This window comes from Capnocytophaga ochracea DSM 7271 (assembly GCF_000023285.1).
GTDB lineage: Bacteria > Bacteroidota > Bacteroidia > Flavobacteriales > Flavobacteriaceae > Capnocytophaga > Capnocytophaga ochracea.
The window spans coordinates 904,084-921,179 of the sequence record NC_013162.1 but is presented as its reverse complement, the minus strand read 5'-3'; the positions used below and the strand labels follow the sequence as shown (position 1 = coordinate 921,179).

The 17,096-nt window shown below is 42.7% G+C and carries 8 protein-coding genes, 1 tRNA gene and 1 pseudogene; 6 read left to right on the top strand and 4 right to left on the bottom strand.

All coding sequences use genetic code 11. The features are described 5' to 3' along the window. Nucleotides 1–7 precede the first annotated feature (7 nt). Nucleotides 8–2,170 carry a ferrous iron transport protein B gene (gene feoB / locus COCH_RS03855; protein WP_015782014.1) on the bottom strand — a complete coding sequence of 721 codons (2,163 nt, stop codon included), beginning with the start codon at nucleotides 2,168–2,170 and terminating at the stop codon, nucleotides 8–10. Nucleotides 2,171–2,303: 133 nt separating this feature from the next. Beyond that, nucleotides 2,304–2,552, bottom strand: coding sequence for a FeoA family protein (locus COCH_RS03850; protein WP_015782013.1), 249 nt, complete (start codon nucleotides 2,550–2,552; stop codon nucleotides 2,304–2,306). A gap of 720 nt (nucleotides 2,553–3,272) precedes the next feature. Between COCH_RS03850 and COCH_RS03845 the strand changes: the two genes are divergently transcribed. The 4 genes from COCH_RS03845 to COCH_RS03830 all read left to right on the top strand — a co-directional run bounded on the left by COCH_RS03845 (nucleotide 3,273) and on the right by COCH_RS03830 (nucleotide 9,163). Continuing rightward, the gene (locus COCH_RS03845) at nucleotides 3,273–4,496 is read left to right on the top strand and encodes a lipocalin-like domain-containing protein (RefSeq protein ID WP_015782011.1); all 1,224 of its coding nucleotides are present in this window, start codon (nucleotides 3,273–3,275) and stop codon (nucleotides 4,494–4,496) included. A gap of 285 nt (nucleotides 4,497–4,781) precedes the next feature. Continuing rightward, nucleotides 4,782–5,816, top strand: a complete 1,035-nt coding sequence (locus COCH_RS03840) for an inorganic phosphate transporter (protein WP_015782010.1) — start codon at nucleotides 4,782–4,784, stop codon at nucleotides 5,814–5,816. Nucleotides 5,817–6,039: 223 nt separating this feature from the next. After that, complete coding sequence (gene gldJ / locus COCH_RS03835) at nucleotides 6,040–7,686, top strand: gliding motility lipoprotein GldJ (RefSeq protein ID WP_015782009.1); 1,647 nt, start codon at nucleotides 6,040–6,042, stop codon at nucleotides 7,684–7,686. Nucleotides 7,687–7,828: 142 nt separating this feature from the next. Then, the gene (locus COCH_RS03830; RefSeq protein ID WP_015782008.1) at nucleotides 7,829–9,163 is read left to right on the top strand and encodes a UDP-N-acetylmuramoyl-tripeptide--D-alanyl-D-alanine ligase; all 1,335 of its coding nucleotides are present in this window, start codon (nucleotides 7,829–7,831) and stop codon (nucleotides 9,161–9,163) included. 66 nt (nucleotides 9,164–9,229) lie between these two features. On the opposite strand, the gene COCH_RS03825 is transcribed toward COCH_RS03830, so the two are convergent. Beyond that, nucleotides 9,230–11,404 (bottom strand): S9 family peptidase, encoded by a 2,175-nt coding sequence (locus COCH_RS03825; protein ID WP_015782007.1) that lies wholly within the window; start codon nucleotides 11,402–11,404, stop codon nucleotides 9,230–9,232. 176 nt (nucleotides 11,405–11,580) lie between these two features. Between COCH_RS03825 and COCH_RS03820 the strand changes: the two genes are divergently transcribed. Then, nucleotides 11,581–11,654 (top strand) — tRNA-Ile (locus COCH_RS03820). A 219-nt stretch (nucleotides 11,655–11,873) separates the two neighbouring features. On the opposite strand, the pseudogene COCH_RS12370 reads toward COCH_RS03820, so the two are convergent. After that, nucleotides 11,874–12,004 (bottom strand): annotated as a pseudogene (locus COCH_RS12370) (phosphinothricin acetyltransferase); the annotation flags it as partial. Nucleotides 12,005–12,838: 834 nt separating this feature from the next. Between COCH_RS12370 and COCH_RS03815 the strand changes: the two are divergent. After that, nucleotides 12,839–17,080, top strand: coding sequence for a cobaltochelatase subunit CobN (locus tag COCH_RS03815; RefSeq protein ID WP_015782006.1), 4,242 nt, complete (start codon nucleotides 12,839–12,841; stop codon nucleotides 17,078–17,080). The last annotated feature ends 16 nt before the right edge of the window (nucleotides 17,081–17,096 follow it).

Here is a 17,096-nt window from a genome sequence, read left to right as displayed (position 1 = left end):
TGGGTTATTACCACAGTTTTGCCACCAAAAAACACACTACTATGCCATATAGTACGGGCAAGAGTGTAGCAATGAGCGTCCATTTCTTGCTATGGGTTTCTTTGTATATCGTATAGATAGTAGTACTACAAGGATTATGTAACAAGCTGAAGAGCATTAGGTTCACGGCGGTGAGGAGCGTCCAACCCCCAGCGTGTAGCAAGGTACCTACTTGAGAGGTTGAGGCTTCCATTAGTACGCCTGCCCCCTCGCCTACTGCTGTTTGCCCTAAGACCATAGTGGTGAGCATCAGCACGGTGGGAATGACGATTTCGTTGGCTGGAATGGCAACGATATAGGCAAGCAGAATTACGCCGTTTAAGCCTATAAACACGCCTATGGGGTTTAACCCTTGAATGAGCCAGAGAGCAATGGGCTGGTGAGCTATTTGGAGATTGCATATTAGCCATATTACTGCTCCCGCAGGCGCAGCAAATACAACAGCGCGCCAGAGTACGATAAGGGTTCTATCGATAAGCGATGTGTAGAGCGTTTGGAAGAAGCGCGGTGGACGATAAGGAGGCAACTCTAATACAAAGAACGACGATTCGCCTTTGAGAAGTGTCTTGCTCAATAGCCACGAGGTGAAGAATGAAAAGACAATACCCAACACGGCTATGCCTATGACAGCAAGCATTGCTACTGTATCGCTCCACTGCTTGGGCACTAAAGCCCCGATGAACAATGTAGCGATGAGTATTTGGGTAGGCCAACGACCGTTGCAGAGCGAAAAGTTATTGGTGATAATAGCAATGAGTTTTTCACGCGGACTGTTGATAATACGTGTTGCTACCACTCCTGCGGCATTACAACCAAAGCCCATACTCATTGTAAGGGCTTGCTTGCCGTGAGCGCCTGCTGTGCGAAAGAGCTTATCGAGATTAAAAGCCACACGAGGCAGGTAGCCAAAGTCTTCGAGGAGGGTGAACAGCGGAAAGAATATAGCCATTGGGGGTAACATCACTGAAATGACCCATACCGTAGCCAAGTACACTCCATCGATAAGGAAACCGCTAAGCCACCAAGGGAAATGCAAGACATTCGCTCCATTTTTCAGGAGCGGATAGAGCCACCCTACAAATAAATCGGAGAGCCATTGCGAAGGGTAGTTAGCCCCGATAATGGTAATCCACAGCACACCTGCCAAGAGCAGAAACATAATAGGGAAACCCCAAATTTTATGTGTTACGATTTTATCTATTGCGCGGTCGATACGGAAAGAGCGCGCAGTAAAATCGGTACTGACGGAGGCATTGGTAAGGGCAGTAGCTTGGGCGTAGATTGCTTCTACCAAATCGTTGCGGTACGTATCGCCTAAGAGATGATGATATTCTTCGGCAATACGCAAGATACGCGCCTGCCTTTCGGGATTATTTTCAGCAGAAAAAGCTCCTTCTTCTATACCTTTTTGTACGCTCTCATCACCTTCGATGAGTCGCATTGAGAGCCAACGTGTATTCGGTAAATCGGGATTTAGTTCAGAAAGTGCCTTCTGTAACTCAGCAATGGCTTCGGCATTTTGCTTAGGAAGGTCGATAAAGGTTTGTTTCTTCGTTTGGAATTTACCACTTACCACTTCTTCGATAGCAAAGAGCAAATCGGCGATACCTTCTTTGGTACGTGCAGATGTTGCCACTACGGGAATGCCCAAATCGCGTGAAAGGGTGCGCGTATCGATATTGATGTGATGCCGGCGCGCCTCGTCCATCAGGTTGAGACAAAGCACTGCTTTATCGGTGATTTCGAGTATTTGAAGTGCCAAGCTGAGGTTGCGTTCTAAACGACTTGCATCTACTACGATGACTGTTACATCGGGTTTGCCAAAGAGAATAAAGTCGCGTGCTACTTCTTCGTCTTCGGAAGTAGAAAGCAGAGAGTAGGTGCCAGGTAGGTCGATGATGCGGTATCGTTCCTTATGGAATGAGAAACTGCCTTCGGCACGTGTTACGGTTTTACCAGGCCAGTTGCCGGTGTGTTGGCGCAAGCCGGTAAGAGCGTTGAAGACGGTGCTTTTGCCGGTATTAGGATTCCCTGCGAGGGCAATGGTATAGTTATAAGTGCCTGCCTCTTCGCCTAAGGGTTTTAGGGAAGCGGAGGGGTTGAGGGCACAAGTATCGCAAGTGTTTTTCATAGTTGTAGTATAAAGCCGAACGTTTGTTTGATTTGTTTATATTTATTTTTTCTTATTTACAAGGATTATCAACTTTGCCAAAGGTGCGAGCCGCACAGGCAAAAACTTTGGGAAAGTGTAGCACTCCTGACACCTAACCCCTATCCTCTGCCACCTGAATCAGCACACAGAGGGCATCAGTTTTGCGGAGGGCGATTTGGGTGTTGTGAATGCTATACGCAACGGGGTCGGATAAGGGACTGACGTTCTCTATCTTGATTTTTGACCCGCGTACGAAACCTAAGTCGAGCAATCGTTGCCTTACTTCTTGTCGGCTTTCAGGGGTAAATCCTGCAATGACAGCGGTTTGTCCTATTTTCAGTGAGGCTAAGGTAATGGTCATATAAGCGTTTGTATTATCAAAATATATTTTTAGACAAGCAAAATTACAATCTTTTATTGAATTGACAAAATTATTTTAGATTTTTAGGTTTGAGACCTTAGACCATAGGCAGTAGGAATGGCGACGCAAAAGCGATGAGCGGAAAATGAGGAAATGGGATAAACGCCAGAAATGCCAGAAATGCCAATAATACCAATAATACCACTAATCAACTTTGCCAAAGGTGCGAGCCGCACAAGAGAGGGAAATTAGAAAATTTGGAAATGAGGAAATTAGCAAATGTGGAGGGTTGGAGGATTCGGAAGGAAACGGAGATTTCCAAAAGGAGGTTGGGAGAGATTTTGGTGAAAAAAGGGTGTAAGGAGAGTGGGGGTAGCTTATAGAGAGCTTATAGGAAGCTTATACGAATCTTGGACGATTGGTATAGGAAGGGTATATAAATAATTGACTCATAATATAATACAACGATGCAAAAAACGGTAAAAACAGGGTTTCGAGGCGAAAGAAAGAGGAATCCTCACCCCGTCCCTCTCCCAAGGAGAGGGGGAATGTAGCGACGGAAAGGGGGGGAATGTGGGGACGGAAAGGAGAAGAGATAATTAGAGAATTAGCAAATTGGGAAATGAGAAAATGGGGTAGTGTGGGGTGTTATGACGATTTTTTGGTGAAGATAAAATAATTTTGTACTTTTGCGCCCTCAAACTAAAAATACTAACACATATGAAGAAATTTTTATTTGGGGCATTTGTTGCCCTTGCCACAATGATTTCGTCTTGCGGAAGCAAAGATGATAAAACGCCTGAGCCTCCACAGAAAACTGCCGAACTGATAGGAGCGTGGCAAATGGAATCGTCTACCATAGACGGGAAACCGAAGGCGGTTTCAGAATGTACACTAAAAGAAACGATTGTTTTTACTGAAAAGACAATGGAACGTCTTTCGTTTAAGAAGAGAAATGGTAATTGCTCCTATGAGAAACAAGACCTTTTGACTTACACTCTTTCGGGAAACACCTTTACAACCAAAGATGGTACCACCACTTTTACCATTACTGAGGGTAAACTTGTGATAGAGGGAGTCTATACAGATGTACAAGGAAACAAAAAGCCTTCTACCACTACCTATAAAAGAATTACCGAAAAAGAATTGACAGCTCTTAGAGCGATGGAGTATAAAGCTCCTGATTACAAAAAACAACTGATAGGGGCGTGGCAAATGGAATCGGCAACTCTTGATGGTGAGAAGTTAGAGCTTTCGGAGTGCTCTTTAAAAGATGCTGTTATTTTTACTGAAAGCACGGTAGAAGAGCTTATCTTTAGAAAGTATGACGAATATAATTGTACCTATAAAAAACAAGAAATAAAACCCTATACTATATCGGGGACAACTATTACACGTGAAGGTAAGACAGTTACTTTTACTGTGACTGAAACTAAATTTGAGATAAACGGAACTGGATTAGATGAACAAGGAAAAATGCGTTCTTTTTCATATACCTATAAGAAAATCAGCAAAAAAGAATTGACAGCCCTTAGAGCGATGGAGTATAAAGTTCCTGAAAAAACTACCGACCCCAAAGCACTCATAGGGGCGTGGCAGATAGAAAAAGCTACCTTTAATGGACAACCTATCGAAAAAGAACCCTGTGAAGATAAACAAGTAGATATTTATACCGCCAATACAGTAACTAATTATGACTTTGGCTTCAATAGTAATACTAATCGTTGCGAGTTTGAAAAAGGCAGAGCGGTGCCTTATACTGCTTCTAATGGTACGATTACTAAAAAAGACGATACTCCTGAGAACTTTTTTGTAAGAGGAAATAGGCTTGTTATTTCATTTATAGATAAAGATGATGACGATAATAAAGGAACGTATGAGTATACATTTAGGAAACTTACAGAGGCAGAACTTGCGGAGATAAATAAATTGGAGAAGAAATAAAAGAAAGATACTAAACGCTGATAATCAGTGATAAAGACATTATAGATACGTTAAAGTTTTGTTAAACTCTGGAATTATTTTGTTAGTTAAAAAAAACGCCGTACCTTTGCCGACGCAATGAGGGTGGTAGCTCATTGTAAAACTTCAAATAATAGTTTTCATAATTTAAAGTTTTGGTTGGTTAATGGAAAAGTCCGATAGTAATATCGGGCTTTTTTTTTGCAGAAAAAGTATTGTTATTTAAAAAAGATTTTATACTTTTGCGGAGAAAAACTGATATAAAGAATGACACCCATATACAGCCAATTACTTATTCCGTTTCTCATTGCAATGGCAGTAGCCATTACGATGGGAGGTAGTGGTACGGCTCCTGCATTCTCGGCAAGCTATGGCGCTAATGTGATTAGAAAGACTGTTATCCCGGGGTTATTTGGGATAATGGTGTTTGTAGGAGCGTTTTTGGCAGGGAAGAAAACGGCAGGTACAATGGGGAGTGGCATATTACCCTCGGAGTATTTGGATTTTACGGTGGTATCGATAGCCTTATTTTCGATAGCGGTAACGATGCTTATTTCGAACATTTCCGGGATACCGCAGTCTACCAGTCAGGCAGCAGTATTAGCCTTAGCGGCACCAGCGTTGTATTTTGAGAAGTTAGACACGAATAAGCTCTTTTTGGAGATTATACCTGCGTGGTTTATATTGCCTGTGATTGCTTATTTTCTGAGTTATTTTGCAGGGAAATACATTTACCAGCCGATGCGCAGGCGAGGGCTGACGATACAGCGGGCGCAGAATGAGAACAAGAAGCGTATTTGGGATGTGGCGTTGGTGATAATGGCTTTGTATGTATCGTTTGCGATAGGCTCTAACAACGTAGCTAATGCGACGGGACCTTTGTATACAATGACGATTAATGAGTTACACATTCGCGAGAGCGACCATATTGTTATCTTGATGTTGGCTACCTTGGTGGTAGCACCGTGTTTTGGCATTGGTGCTTCGCTTTTTGGACATAAGATACTGAAGAATACAGGGAAGGAAATAATACTTTTTGGGAAGTTTGAAGCGGTGATTATCGCATTTATATCGGGGAGCTTGTTGTTACTGGCTTCGATTGTAAAAGGAATACCCACCTCATTGGTACAAGTGAATGTAGCAGCTATCTTAGGAATAGGCGTAGCGAAGATGGGACATAAGAATATTTTTCGCAAGACTCAAGTAAAGCGATTCTTTGCGATGTGGATGATAGCGCCTATTATAGCCTTCTTTTTGTCGTTGTTATTGGTTTTTTTAGCTGATAAGAACCAAATGTTATAAACAAAATACTTAAAGAATTGTTAAAAAATAGGATGGGAGAAGAGGAAATATGAGAAACAAGAGAAGGAGGAAATAGAGTGTATAAAACTATAAATCAAACATATATAAAAAATACACAAAAAATAGAATATTAATATATAGTTAAAATTGAGAAAAGATGATACTACATTAAAAAAAAGTAGTATCTTGCGCCCGAATTTTTATGCTAACAAGTGTTTTTACTATGAAAAGAAATTTATTAAAAGTACCTGTTTATATGGCCTTAGCAGGATTGTTGCTCGCAGGTTGTGGCAAGAAGACTGATAAGAACACATCGAGTGCGACAGGTTGGAAAATCAACGCGAAAGAAGGTGGTTTTCAATACAATACAGATTTTAAAGACCAAGAGACAGGTCCTGGTCTTGTGCTCATTGAGGGAGGTACCTTCACTATGGGGCAGGTGGAAGACGACATAATGCACGACTGGAATAACACACCTACCCAACAACACGTACAGTCTTTTTATATGGACGAAACAGAGGTAACCAACAAGATGTATATGGAATACCTCGATTGGTTAAAACGTGTGTTCCCACCAGATGAAGAGCAATATAGAAATATATATATAGGTGCCCTTCCTGATACCTTAGTATGGAGAAGCCCTCTAAGTGCTAATGAAGCAATGGTTAGCAATTACTTGCGTCACCCTGCTTATGCTGAGTATCCTGTAGTAGGGGTAAACTGGGTGCAAGCAGTACAGTTTAGTTCTTGGCGTACTGACCGTGTGAACGAGGCAATCTTGGAACGTGATGGTTATCTTGCAAAAGATGCTCGTTACCAAGTAGATGCTACTAGCACATTTAGTACCGATACTTACCTAAACGCCCCATCACAAACTTACGGAGGTAAGATAGCTGGTGAAATGGGAGGTAAGAAAACTAATAAAGAAGGAGAAGCAACTTATGCTAAACAAACTAGCGGTATTTTATTGCCTGAGTATCGTTTGCCTTCTGAAGTAGAGTGGGAATATGCTGCTAAATCTTTGGGTGGTATTCGTGAATATAACTCATTGCAAGGTAGAAAGAAATACCCTTGGGATAGCCAATACACTCGTTCTACCAAACGCAGAACTCGAGGAGACCTCTTAGCTAACTTTAAACAAGGTAAAGGTGACTACGGCGGATTGGCAGGTTGGTCAGATGATAAAGGTGATATTACTGTAGCAGTTAAAACTTACCCACCTAATGACTTTGGTTTATATGATATGGCAGGTAACGTAGCCGAGTGGGTAGCTGATGTTTATCGTCCTATTGTTGATGATGAAATAACAGATTTCAACTATTACCGCGGTAACGTGTATATGAAACACGCTATTGGTGAAGACGGAAAACAGATAGTAGTAACTCCTGAGAATGTGAAGTATGACACTTTGATGAACGGTAAAATTATCGCTCGTAATTTGCCAGGTAACCTTGCTACTGTTCCTATCGACTCAAACGAAACCTATTTGCGTTATAACTTTACACACTCCGATAACCGTAGTTATCACGATGGTGATAAATCATCTACACGCAACTATCGTAACCAAAATGACTTGATGGCAGAAGGTTCAGAGTATACAAACTCAATGTACAATGCTCCTCGTCCTAAAAGACCAGGTAGCGATATCAGCGGTAAGGGCTATGATACTTCTAACGACCGTACTTCACTTATCGACGACGAAGTACGCGTATACAAAGGAGGTTCTTGGAGAGACCGTGCTTATTGGCTTGACCCAGCACAACGTCGTTTCTTACCTCAGTACATCGCTACTGATTATATAGGGTTCCGCAACGCTATGAGCCGTGTAGGTTCAAAAGCTAAAAAGAACCATAAAACTCCTAAAGGATAAAAACCATAAAATATTTCATAGGCAAAGAGTCTTCTTGAACTTTTCAAGAGGGCTCTTTTCTTTTTTTACAGAAAGTAAGAGAAACAATTTGTTTAACTCAAAAAAACGCTGTAGTTTTGCATTATAAAAGAACTAATAGTTTATGATAGAAGAGCTTTATCAAAGATATATAAATTCAGCGGGCGTAAGTACTGATACCCGCAATATAACACCTAATAGTATTTACTTTGCCTTAAAAGGAGCTTCGTTTAACGGCAACACCTTTGCTCAAGAAGCTCTTGCCAAAGGAGCCTGCTATGCAGTTATTGATGACCCTGCTTATCACATCGCCGATAAAACACTTTTGGTAGACGATGTCCTCACTACACTCCAACAGCTCGCTACCTATCACCGCAGGAAGCTAAAAACACTCGTTATTGGTATTACCGGTAGCAATGGAAAAACCACCACAAAGGAGCTTATCAAGTCGGTATTATCACAACAACTGAACATAGTAGCTACACAAGGCAACCTAAACAACAATATAGGAGTACCTCTCACTTTGCTCACAATTAAACCAGAAACGGATATTGCTATTGTGGAGATGGGTGCCAATCACCCCGGTGAAATTGCCTTCTTATGTTCTATTGCTGAACCCGACTACGGCTATATTACCAGTATTGGTAAAGCGCATTTAGAAGGCTTTGGTTCTTTTGAAGGCGTCATAAAAACCAAAGGCGAGCTCTATGATTACCTCAAAACACACCATAAAACCATTATTGCCAATGCCGATAATCCTATCACCGAAGCACTTTTGGAAAACTATAACAATGTGTACAGTTTTGGAGTAGGCGAAGGGGTAAACGTCTCTGCGCAATGTCTCAGCACTCAACCCGTGAAAATACAGTTTGCTGACTCGTCCCTACAAACCACCACAGAAGGATTCCCTGCCAATATAGAGGGCTTTACTGATACTCCCACTGTCGCAACTTCTCATCTGGTAGGAAGCTATAACTTCACTAATATTGCTGCTTCGGTGGCTTTTGGGCGTTACTTCAAACTCTCTACAAAGGCTATTCAGAAAGGCATAGAGAGCTATATTCCTCAAAACAATCGCAGTCAGCTATTGCAATGGGGTAGTAATACAGTTTTGCTCGACGCCTATAATGCCAATCCTAGCAGTATGACTGCTGCTATCGACAATCTTCTTTCTATGAACAGCTTCCCTAATAAAGTGCTTATTCTCGGCGATATGTTTGAGCTTGGCGATTACGCTACTCAGGAGCATCAAAGCATTGTCGATAAACTCAAAGAGCACCAATGGGCAGGGGTATACCTCATCGGAAAGAATTTTAAACAAACTAAAGCGCCTTATCCGCAGTATGAAACCTTTGAGGAATTCCGAGAAGTCTTTAAGAAGCTTTCTTTTCAAGACAGCCTAATACTCATCAAAGGTTCAAGAGGAATGGCGTTGGAAAGACTTATAGCCAACTCTTAAAGAGCATAAAAAAAACAGCGAAGGGCTGTCGGCATTGCCGACAGCCCTTCGCTTATCCTCTGATAACTACTGATTGTGTTTCTTCACATAATCAATAATTCTTTCTGTAAGATTGATATGGTCAGTACCCCGTACACCGTGTGCGTGCATCGGGTAGATAAATAACTCTATAAAGTCGTTTTTCTTGATAGACTCACGTGTAATACTCATCAGGTGCTGAGGCACTACTACATCGTCTACACTGCCGTGAATAAATAGTAGTGGACGCTTCAAGTTCGTAAGGTATTTGCCCACTCGGCTATTCTCGTAACCCTCTGGGTTTTCCTGTGGGGTGTCCATATAGCGCTCGCCATACATCACTTCGTAATACTTCCAATCGGTTACAGCCCCTCCTGCCACAGCAGTTCTGAATATTTCAGGGTGACGAGTGAGCAAGCTCGAAGCCATAAATCCTCCAAAACTCCAGCCGTGTACTGCTATCCTATTCCCATCTACATAAGGCAGACACTTCAAATAATCCACCCCTTTAAGCTGGTCTTTTACCTCTATTTCTCCCAAACGACGGTGGATTACGCTCTCAAAAGCAAAACCTCTGTTTTCACTACCGCGGTTGTCTAAGGTAAACACAATATACTGTTCGTTTTCTACAAAAGCGTGTAACCACAAGTAAGTATCTGCCAACCATTCGTTTTTCACCTGTTGAGCGTGTGGTCCTCCATATACATAAATCAGCACAGGGTACTTTTTGTTAGGGTCAAAAGTCTTAGGTTTGTGCAATTTACCGTAAAGAGGCGTACCGTCTTCGGCTTTCAGCGTTACAAACTCAGTGGTGCCTACTGCAATACCTTCCAGCGGATTCTTAGCCGTAAGCAAACGCTGTCTACTGCCTTTATCTGTATTTACAAGGTCTATATTTTGTGGAACGCTGATACTGCTATAGCTATCCAAAAGATATTTCCCGTCACTGCTCAGCTGTACGTTATGAGTTCCTGCTTCGGGAGTAAGAGCACTCACCTTTTTAGGGTTTTTGAGCTCTATCTTAAAGCAATGTTGCTCACGTGGGTCAGCACCTGTACCGGTGATAAATACGTATTTCCCTTGTGCGTCGAAACCTAAAATATCTTGCACTACCCAACGGAAATTGCTAACTTGCTTAATGAGCTTACCGTTCACATTATAATGGTATACATTTGTAAAACCATCGCGCTCGCTTAGCCATAAAAACTCATTTGCGTTATTAGGCAAGAACACAGCTGGCTTTTCGGGCTCTACCCATTTAGCGTTGCGCTCTTCAAAAATTGTATTTACCTTTTTGCCCGTACGTGCGTCGTAACGGTTTAAGGCAAAGTGGTTCTGCGCTCTGTTTATTTCCGCCAAAAGGATATATCGCTCATCAGGGCTCCAAGCCAAATTCGTGAGAAAGTGCTCATCGGTAGTGTTGATGTCTAAATAAGAAACCTTCCCGCTTTGGAAATCGTAAATCCCTACTGCTGCCTGCTCGCTGGGCTGACCTGCCATCGGGTATTTAATCGCTTTTAAGGTAGCAGGAGTAGTGGTAATATCCACCAAAGGGTAATCAGCCACCTTGCTTTCATCTTTCTGATAGAAAGCTAAATAATTGCCCTTAGGCGAAAAGAATATACCTTTATGAATGCCAAATTCGTTGCGGTGAATCGATTTACCCGCTACAATATTCGCATCAGTAAAAGCAGTAACCGCTTGTTTTTCATTCTTTTCAGTAGCCAAATACAAATTATTATCTAAGGTATATGCCACCGATTTTGTAAGAGGATTGTATTCAGCGTTTTCAGCCCCTTGGGGTAGCGTGATACTACTGAGCACATTCTTGCGCTCGTAATTGTAACGGTAATAAGTATTATCCACTTTTAAAACCATTTCCTCTTTACCGATATAGGTGATAGGAGGTAACGAACCACTGCTTCGCAAGTAGCTTTGCAACCACTCAAACCCCATTGTGAGCTCACTGCCAATAGCGCCCACTTTTTCACCTTTGGGGTTGAAAATCTCATACGTATCACCTTTGCTGTACAGATACAGGTCAGTGCCCTCAATCCACTGCAAATTATCCAAAGTTTCAGGAGAGAGCAAGCGGTATCCCATTTCAGAAGAAGGGTCTTGTACCGCGTGAAAAACCGCTTCGGCAACCGTCAGTTTACGGTCTTGAGCTAACGCCGAAAGCGTAATAAAAGCTACGAATAGCGAAGTAATAACTCTTTTCATAATTCAGTTTTACCAATGTAATGAATTGTTTTTACAGCGCAAAAGTAAAACATTCTCTTCAAATAGCCAAAGCCTTCACCACTTATTTTTACCCTTTTTCTCGAAAAAAATCCCTATAAATTTGGTCAATTCATTTTTAAATACTACTTTTGCACCGTCTTAATTAAAAACAGACAGGTCTCATAGCTCAGCTGGTTAGAGCATCTGACTCATAATCAGAGGGTCGTTGGTTCGAGCCCAACTGGGACCACCCTCAAAACAAAAGCACTTACAAACGTTTGTAAGTGCTTTTTTATTATACCCCAACTTCGGTTTGACTACATTTTCCATCACCACACACCTCCCTTTCTTTTCGCTGTCCTATCGCTGGCGCGAGCTTGTAGCTCGTGCCCATTTGGTTCCTCCTAACCTCTCTAGAACCTTTTACAACTCCTCTTTGGTCACCACAATTCCCCCTTTTCCGTCCCAACATTCCCCTTTTGAAGGTAGCCAGCGACAGCTGGGTATGTGCCCTGCGAGAGCGGAGTATGTGAGAAAGGGGAGTTTGTCACCTTTCCCAGCTTGTCCCCCTTCGGGGGTTCGGGGGCTTACCGAATAAATGACTCGTCACAGTTCCCCCTCATTGAGGGGGCTAGGGGGAGGTTTCCTCCGCTTTTTCGTCACACTCCCTCCTAGTGCCTATGCCCTAAGGCCTAGTGCCTCTTCCTCTTTCTTTCGCCTCGAAACCCCGTTTTTACCGTTTTTTGCATCGTTGTATTATACTATTAATCAACTGCTTACATACCCTTTCTATACCAATCGTCGAAGATTCGTATAAGCTTCCTATAAGCTCTCTATAAGCTACCCCCACCCTCCTCATAGCCTTTTTTCACCAAAAATCCTCCCAACCTCCTTTTGGAAATCTCCGTTTTCTTCCGAATCTTCCAACCCTCCACATTTGCTAATTTTCAAATTTGCTAATCTGCTAATTTCCCCCCGCCTGCCGTGCTACGGCTGCCTGTCGTGCTACGACTGCCCGTGCGGCTCGCACCTTTTTTTCACTATTTATTATTATTCAAAATAATTTTCTTATCTTTGCACCCAAGTTTTCATTACATTAATGTTAACCTAATACAAAGGCAATCCACAAATCTATCAATTAAATTGCCCATCGGTACACATCACAATTGTCAATTGAAAGACTATTCGTGTAATTTGTGCGAGACTTAAAAACAGTGAAGCTGTTCATTTACTCGATTTTTTTAAAGATTGGTAAGATTTCTGTAGCCTAAGCTACACTTTTCTTACATCGAACTCACGTTAAAAACAAACATTTTACAAAGCATTACCTTGATTTTGCTTAATTTCTGAGGCACAGCCTCACCTGTTCACATCAAACCTTTTTGTCTAATTTATAAAACAATCTGTTGTCGTGCTACGACCCACAGCAATAAGATGAAAAAAAAGATTCTATCCATCATTGCCCTGCTCCTTATAGTAATAGCAGGTTATTTCGTATGGCGAAAATACATCGCCCCCACCCGTATCGCATTGGTGAACTTCATCAGCTATCAGGCGTCCAATATCGCCCTTTCTAATTCCGATAAGTTTATCAAAATCGAAGAAGTCCCTCTCGACCAACTCGATAAACTCAAAAACTACGACTTCGTCCTCGTATGGGCAATGGGACTCAAAATTAGCGACGAACAGCGCAATCAGCTCATCGATGCTGCTAACCGCGTGCCTTTTCACAGTTTCGCTGTTACCAATCCCGATAACGATATCAGTAGCCTCAACGAAACCGAACTCAAACACGTAGGCGACTATCTGATGAGTGGCAATAAGGCAAACTACCAAAACCTCGTTCGTTATGTCCGCAAATATATCGACAAGAAATGGTTTGCTACCGAACCCGCACCGCCTATCGAACGCAAAGAAAACGTCTATTTTCATTTAGACGACGAGCGCTCTTTCAGCTCTCTTAAAGAATATCAAGAGTATATTCAGAAGAATAATTTCTATAAAGAAGGCGCTCCTCACATCGCCATAGTAGCAGGCTTACACGAGCCTTTTGGCGGAAATAAAGAACACCTCAATGGGGTAATAAACGCCTTGCAGAACGAGGGTATGAACGTCTATCCTTTCACCGCTCAAGAAAAACGCATCGACTTCCTTACCGAAATCAATCCCGATGCTATTGTCTATTTTCCTCACGGACAAATGATGATGGGGCAACCCGAACTGTTTATCAATTGGGCTAAGGAGCACAACGTACCCCTCTTCACGGGACTATCGGTCTTAGCAATGAAAGACGATTGGGAAAAAGACCCTATGGGTATGTCGGGCGGCTTTATGGGGCAAACCATTGTAATGCCCGAGTTAGACGGGGCGCTCTATCCTTATGTAGTCATCGCCCAAGAACAAAACAAACAAGGTTATTACTTCCTCAACACTATCGAGAACCGCGCCCGGAAGTTTGCCAAAATCATTCATAACTTCACCTATTTAAAACGTAAACCTAATGCCGACAAGAAGTTGGCGATTGTTTACTTTAAAGGTGTGGGGCTTACACCTGCTGCCGCTCAAGGGTTGGAGGTCGAACCTTCACTATTCCGCTTTTTACATCAACTCAAAAACGAAGGTTATAACGTAGGAACGCTTCCCGCTACACAAGCCGAATTCAACCAGCTACTGCTCACGCACGCCGATACTTATAGAGCCAATGCCAAAGGCGATATCGAAAAGTTCATCAGTACAGGTGCTCCTGCTTTGGTAGAAGCTCACGAATTAGATGCTTGGCTCAAAAAAACTTTACCCGAAAAACTCTATAAGCAAGTAATCGAAAAGAACGGCGCTGTACCGGGCACTTACCTCAATACTTCTAAGGACGGTAAAAATTATCTGGCAGTAGCCCAACTCACTTTCGGTAATATCACCATTCTGCCTCAACCTCCTGCCGCGATTAGTACTGATGATGATTTTAAAGTGTTGCACGGTGTAAAAGAAATCCCACCTTATGCCTATATGGGGGCTTATCTTTGGATACAAAATGGCTTAAAAGCCGATGCGCTCATTCACTTCGGTACGCACGGCTCATTGGAGTTCACCCCTAATAAACAAGTAGCCCTCTCCGATTACGATTGGGCAGATATCTGTGTGGGTACCGTACCTCATTTCTACTATTATACTATCGGAAATATAGGCGAAGCGATGATGGCAAAACGCCGTTCGTACGGCAGTATTGTGTCTTATCTTACCCCTGCTTTCACCGAAAGCGATATGCGCAATACCTTTAATAATTTAGAGAACACCATTCTTTCTTATCAGAAAGCAAAGAACCCTATCGATAAACAAACCATTGGGTTACACATCAAAAAGTTAGCCGTAGCAATGGGCTTACATCGTGATTTGCGTTTGGATAGTATCCTCTCCAAACCGTATACCGAAGCCGAAATCGACCGTCTTGCTAACTTCGCCGAAGAGATTGCCACCGAAAAGATTAATGGCGAATACTACGTAATGGGAGTCCCTTATACTCCTGATAAAATTAATTCTACCGTCTTGGCTATGAGTGCCGACCCTATTGCGTACAGTTTGGCTACCTTAGATAAGTACCTCGGTAAAGTCACCGAAGCCGACCTTAAACGCAAAGCCTTTTTCACAACTCATTATCTAAACCCTGCTAAGAGCTTAGTAAACCAAATACTCGCAGGCAAACCCATTACTACTGAACTGATTTGCAACTATGCTCATATCTCTGCTGACGATTTGCAAAAAGCCAAAGCTACAATGGCTAAAGAAGAAGGAAGTGGTATGCCTTATTTCTTACAACAGCAGATGAAAAAACAAGCGACGGCTTCAGCAACCACTACTGCTACTCACACAACAGCCACAGCTTCGGCTACTGCTAAGAAACCTGATGCCGTAGGTCGTCCTACCAAAATCAAAGCTCCAGCCAAAAAAGAAGACCGCAAGCCTCTTACTAAGGAAGAGCTGGCTGCTCTCAACGCTCAAAAAGCTAAGATAGATTATGCACGTGCCTTGGTAGATATCGAAAGAACCATTACCAATGTAGCCCTCTATAAAGACGCCTTGCAAAACAGTCCGCGTTTAGAAGAAAAGGCTTTCTTCAATGCTCTAAATGGTGGTTACACCCCTCCTTCCTCAGGAGGTGATGCAGTAGCCAATCCTAAAGGCGTACCTACCGGTCACAACCTCTATGGGGTGAATGCCGAAAGTACACCGTCTAAACTCGCGTGGGATAGAGGCGTAGCTTTAGCCCAAAATGTAATTAGTGAATACCAAACCAAACACCACGAATATCCCAAGAAGATAGCCTATACCTTTTGGAGTTCTGAATTTATAGAAACCGAAGGCGTTTCTATCGCCCAAGCCCTGTATATGTTAGGTGTTGAACCCGTATGGGATAGCTTTGGTCGTGTAGGCGATGTGCGCGTCATTCCTTCTGAAGAGTTGGGTCGCCCTCGTATCGATGTGGTGATTCAAACCTCAGGTCAGTTCCGCGATTTAGCAGCTTCTCGTTTGTTCTTGCTTACCAAAGCCATTCAAATGGTATCAGCTCTTCCCGAAGAAGCGTATGCCAATGAAGTGAGCGCAGGTAGTGTAGATATCGAAAAACAATTGGTAGAAGCCGGAGTGTCGCCCAAAGAAGCCCGCGAACTTTCTACCGAACGTATCTTTGGTGGCTTGCAAGGTCGTTATGATACAGGCACTAAGGAGTTGATTAATTCCGGCGATAAATGGGAAACTCAAAAGGATATCGCTGAGGTTTATATGCATAATATGGGCGCTTTCTACGGCAGTAAAGACAATTGGAGCAAATTCCAAGAAGGTATGTTCCGCGCCGCTATCAAGAACGCCGATGTGCTCATTCAGCCTCGCCAAAACAACACTTGGGGAGCGCTTAGCCTCGACCACGTCTACGAGTTTATGGGGGGTATGAATGCTGCTATCAAAGAAGTAAACGGCAAAGACCCCGATGCCTACCTCGCCGATTATCGCAACCATAAGAATATGCACGTGCAAGAACTCAAAGAAGCCGTAGGGGTCGAAGCTCGCAGTACAATATTCAATCCTAAATACATCAAAGAAATGATGAAGGGTAAGGCTTCAAGTGCCGGGCAAATAGCCGAAATCGTTACTAATATGCACGGTTGGGAAGCTACTCGCCCCGAACTCATCGACGATGCAATGTGGAATGAGGTATATAACACTTATATAGAAGATAAACATCACCTGGGCATCACCGATTTTATAAAGAAAGAGAACGTAGCAGCCTTGCAAGAGGTAACTGCTGTAATGCTCGAAGCTACCCGCAAAGGTATGTGGAAAGCCTCCGATGCCCAAATCAGTAAACTTGCCGATATCCATACCGACCTTACTAAGCAATTCGGTGTAAGCTCTTCTCATTTCTCTTCCGAAAATAAGAAGTTGCAGGATTATATCAGCAAAAAGGCTTCTCCTGCCAATGCCCAAGCGTATCAGCAACAGCTCACTCAATCGCACCAAGGCAGTCAGGCACAAGCCAATACCCAAGATGCTAAAGTCCTCAAAAAAGAAGAAACCACTGCCGGAAGTCCTCAAGAAAAAGTATCACTCAGCGCCCTTTGGATAGGCGGAATAGTGCTCCTCGCTTTCGTCGGTCTCATCATCTTTATTCGCAAAAGAAGAAGATAATTTAAAGTTATAGCAA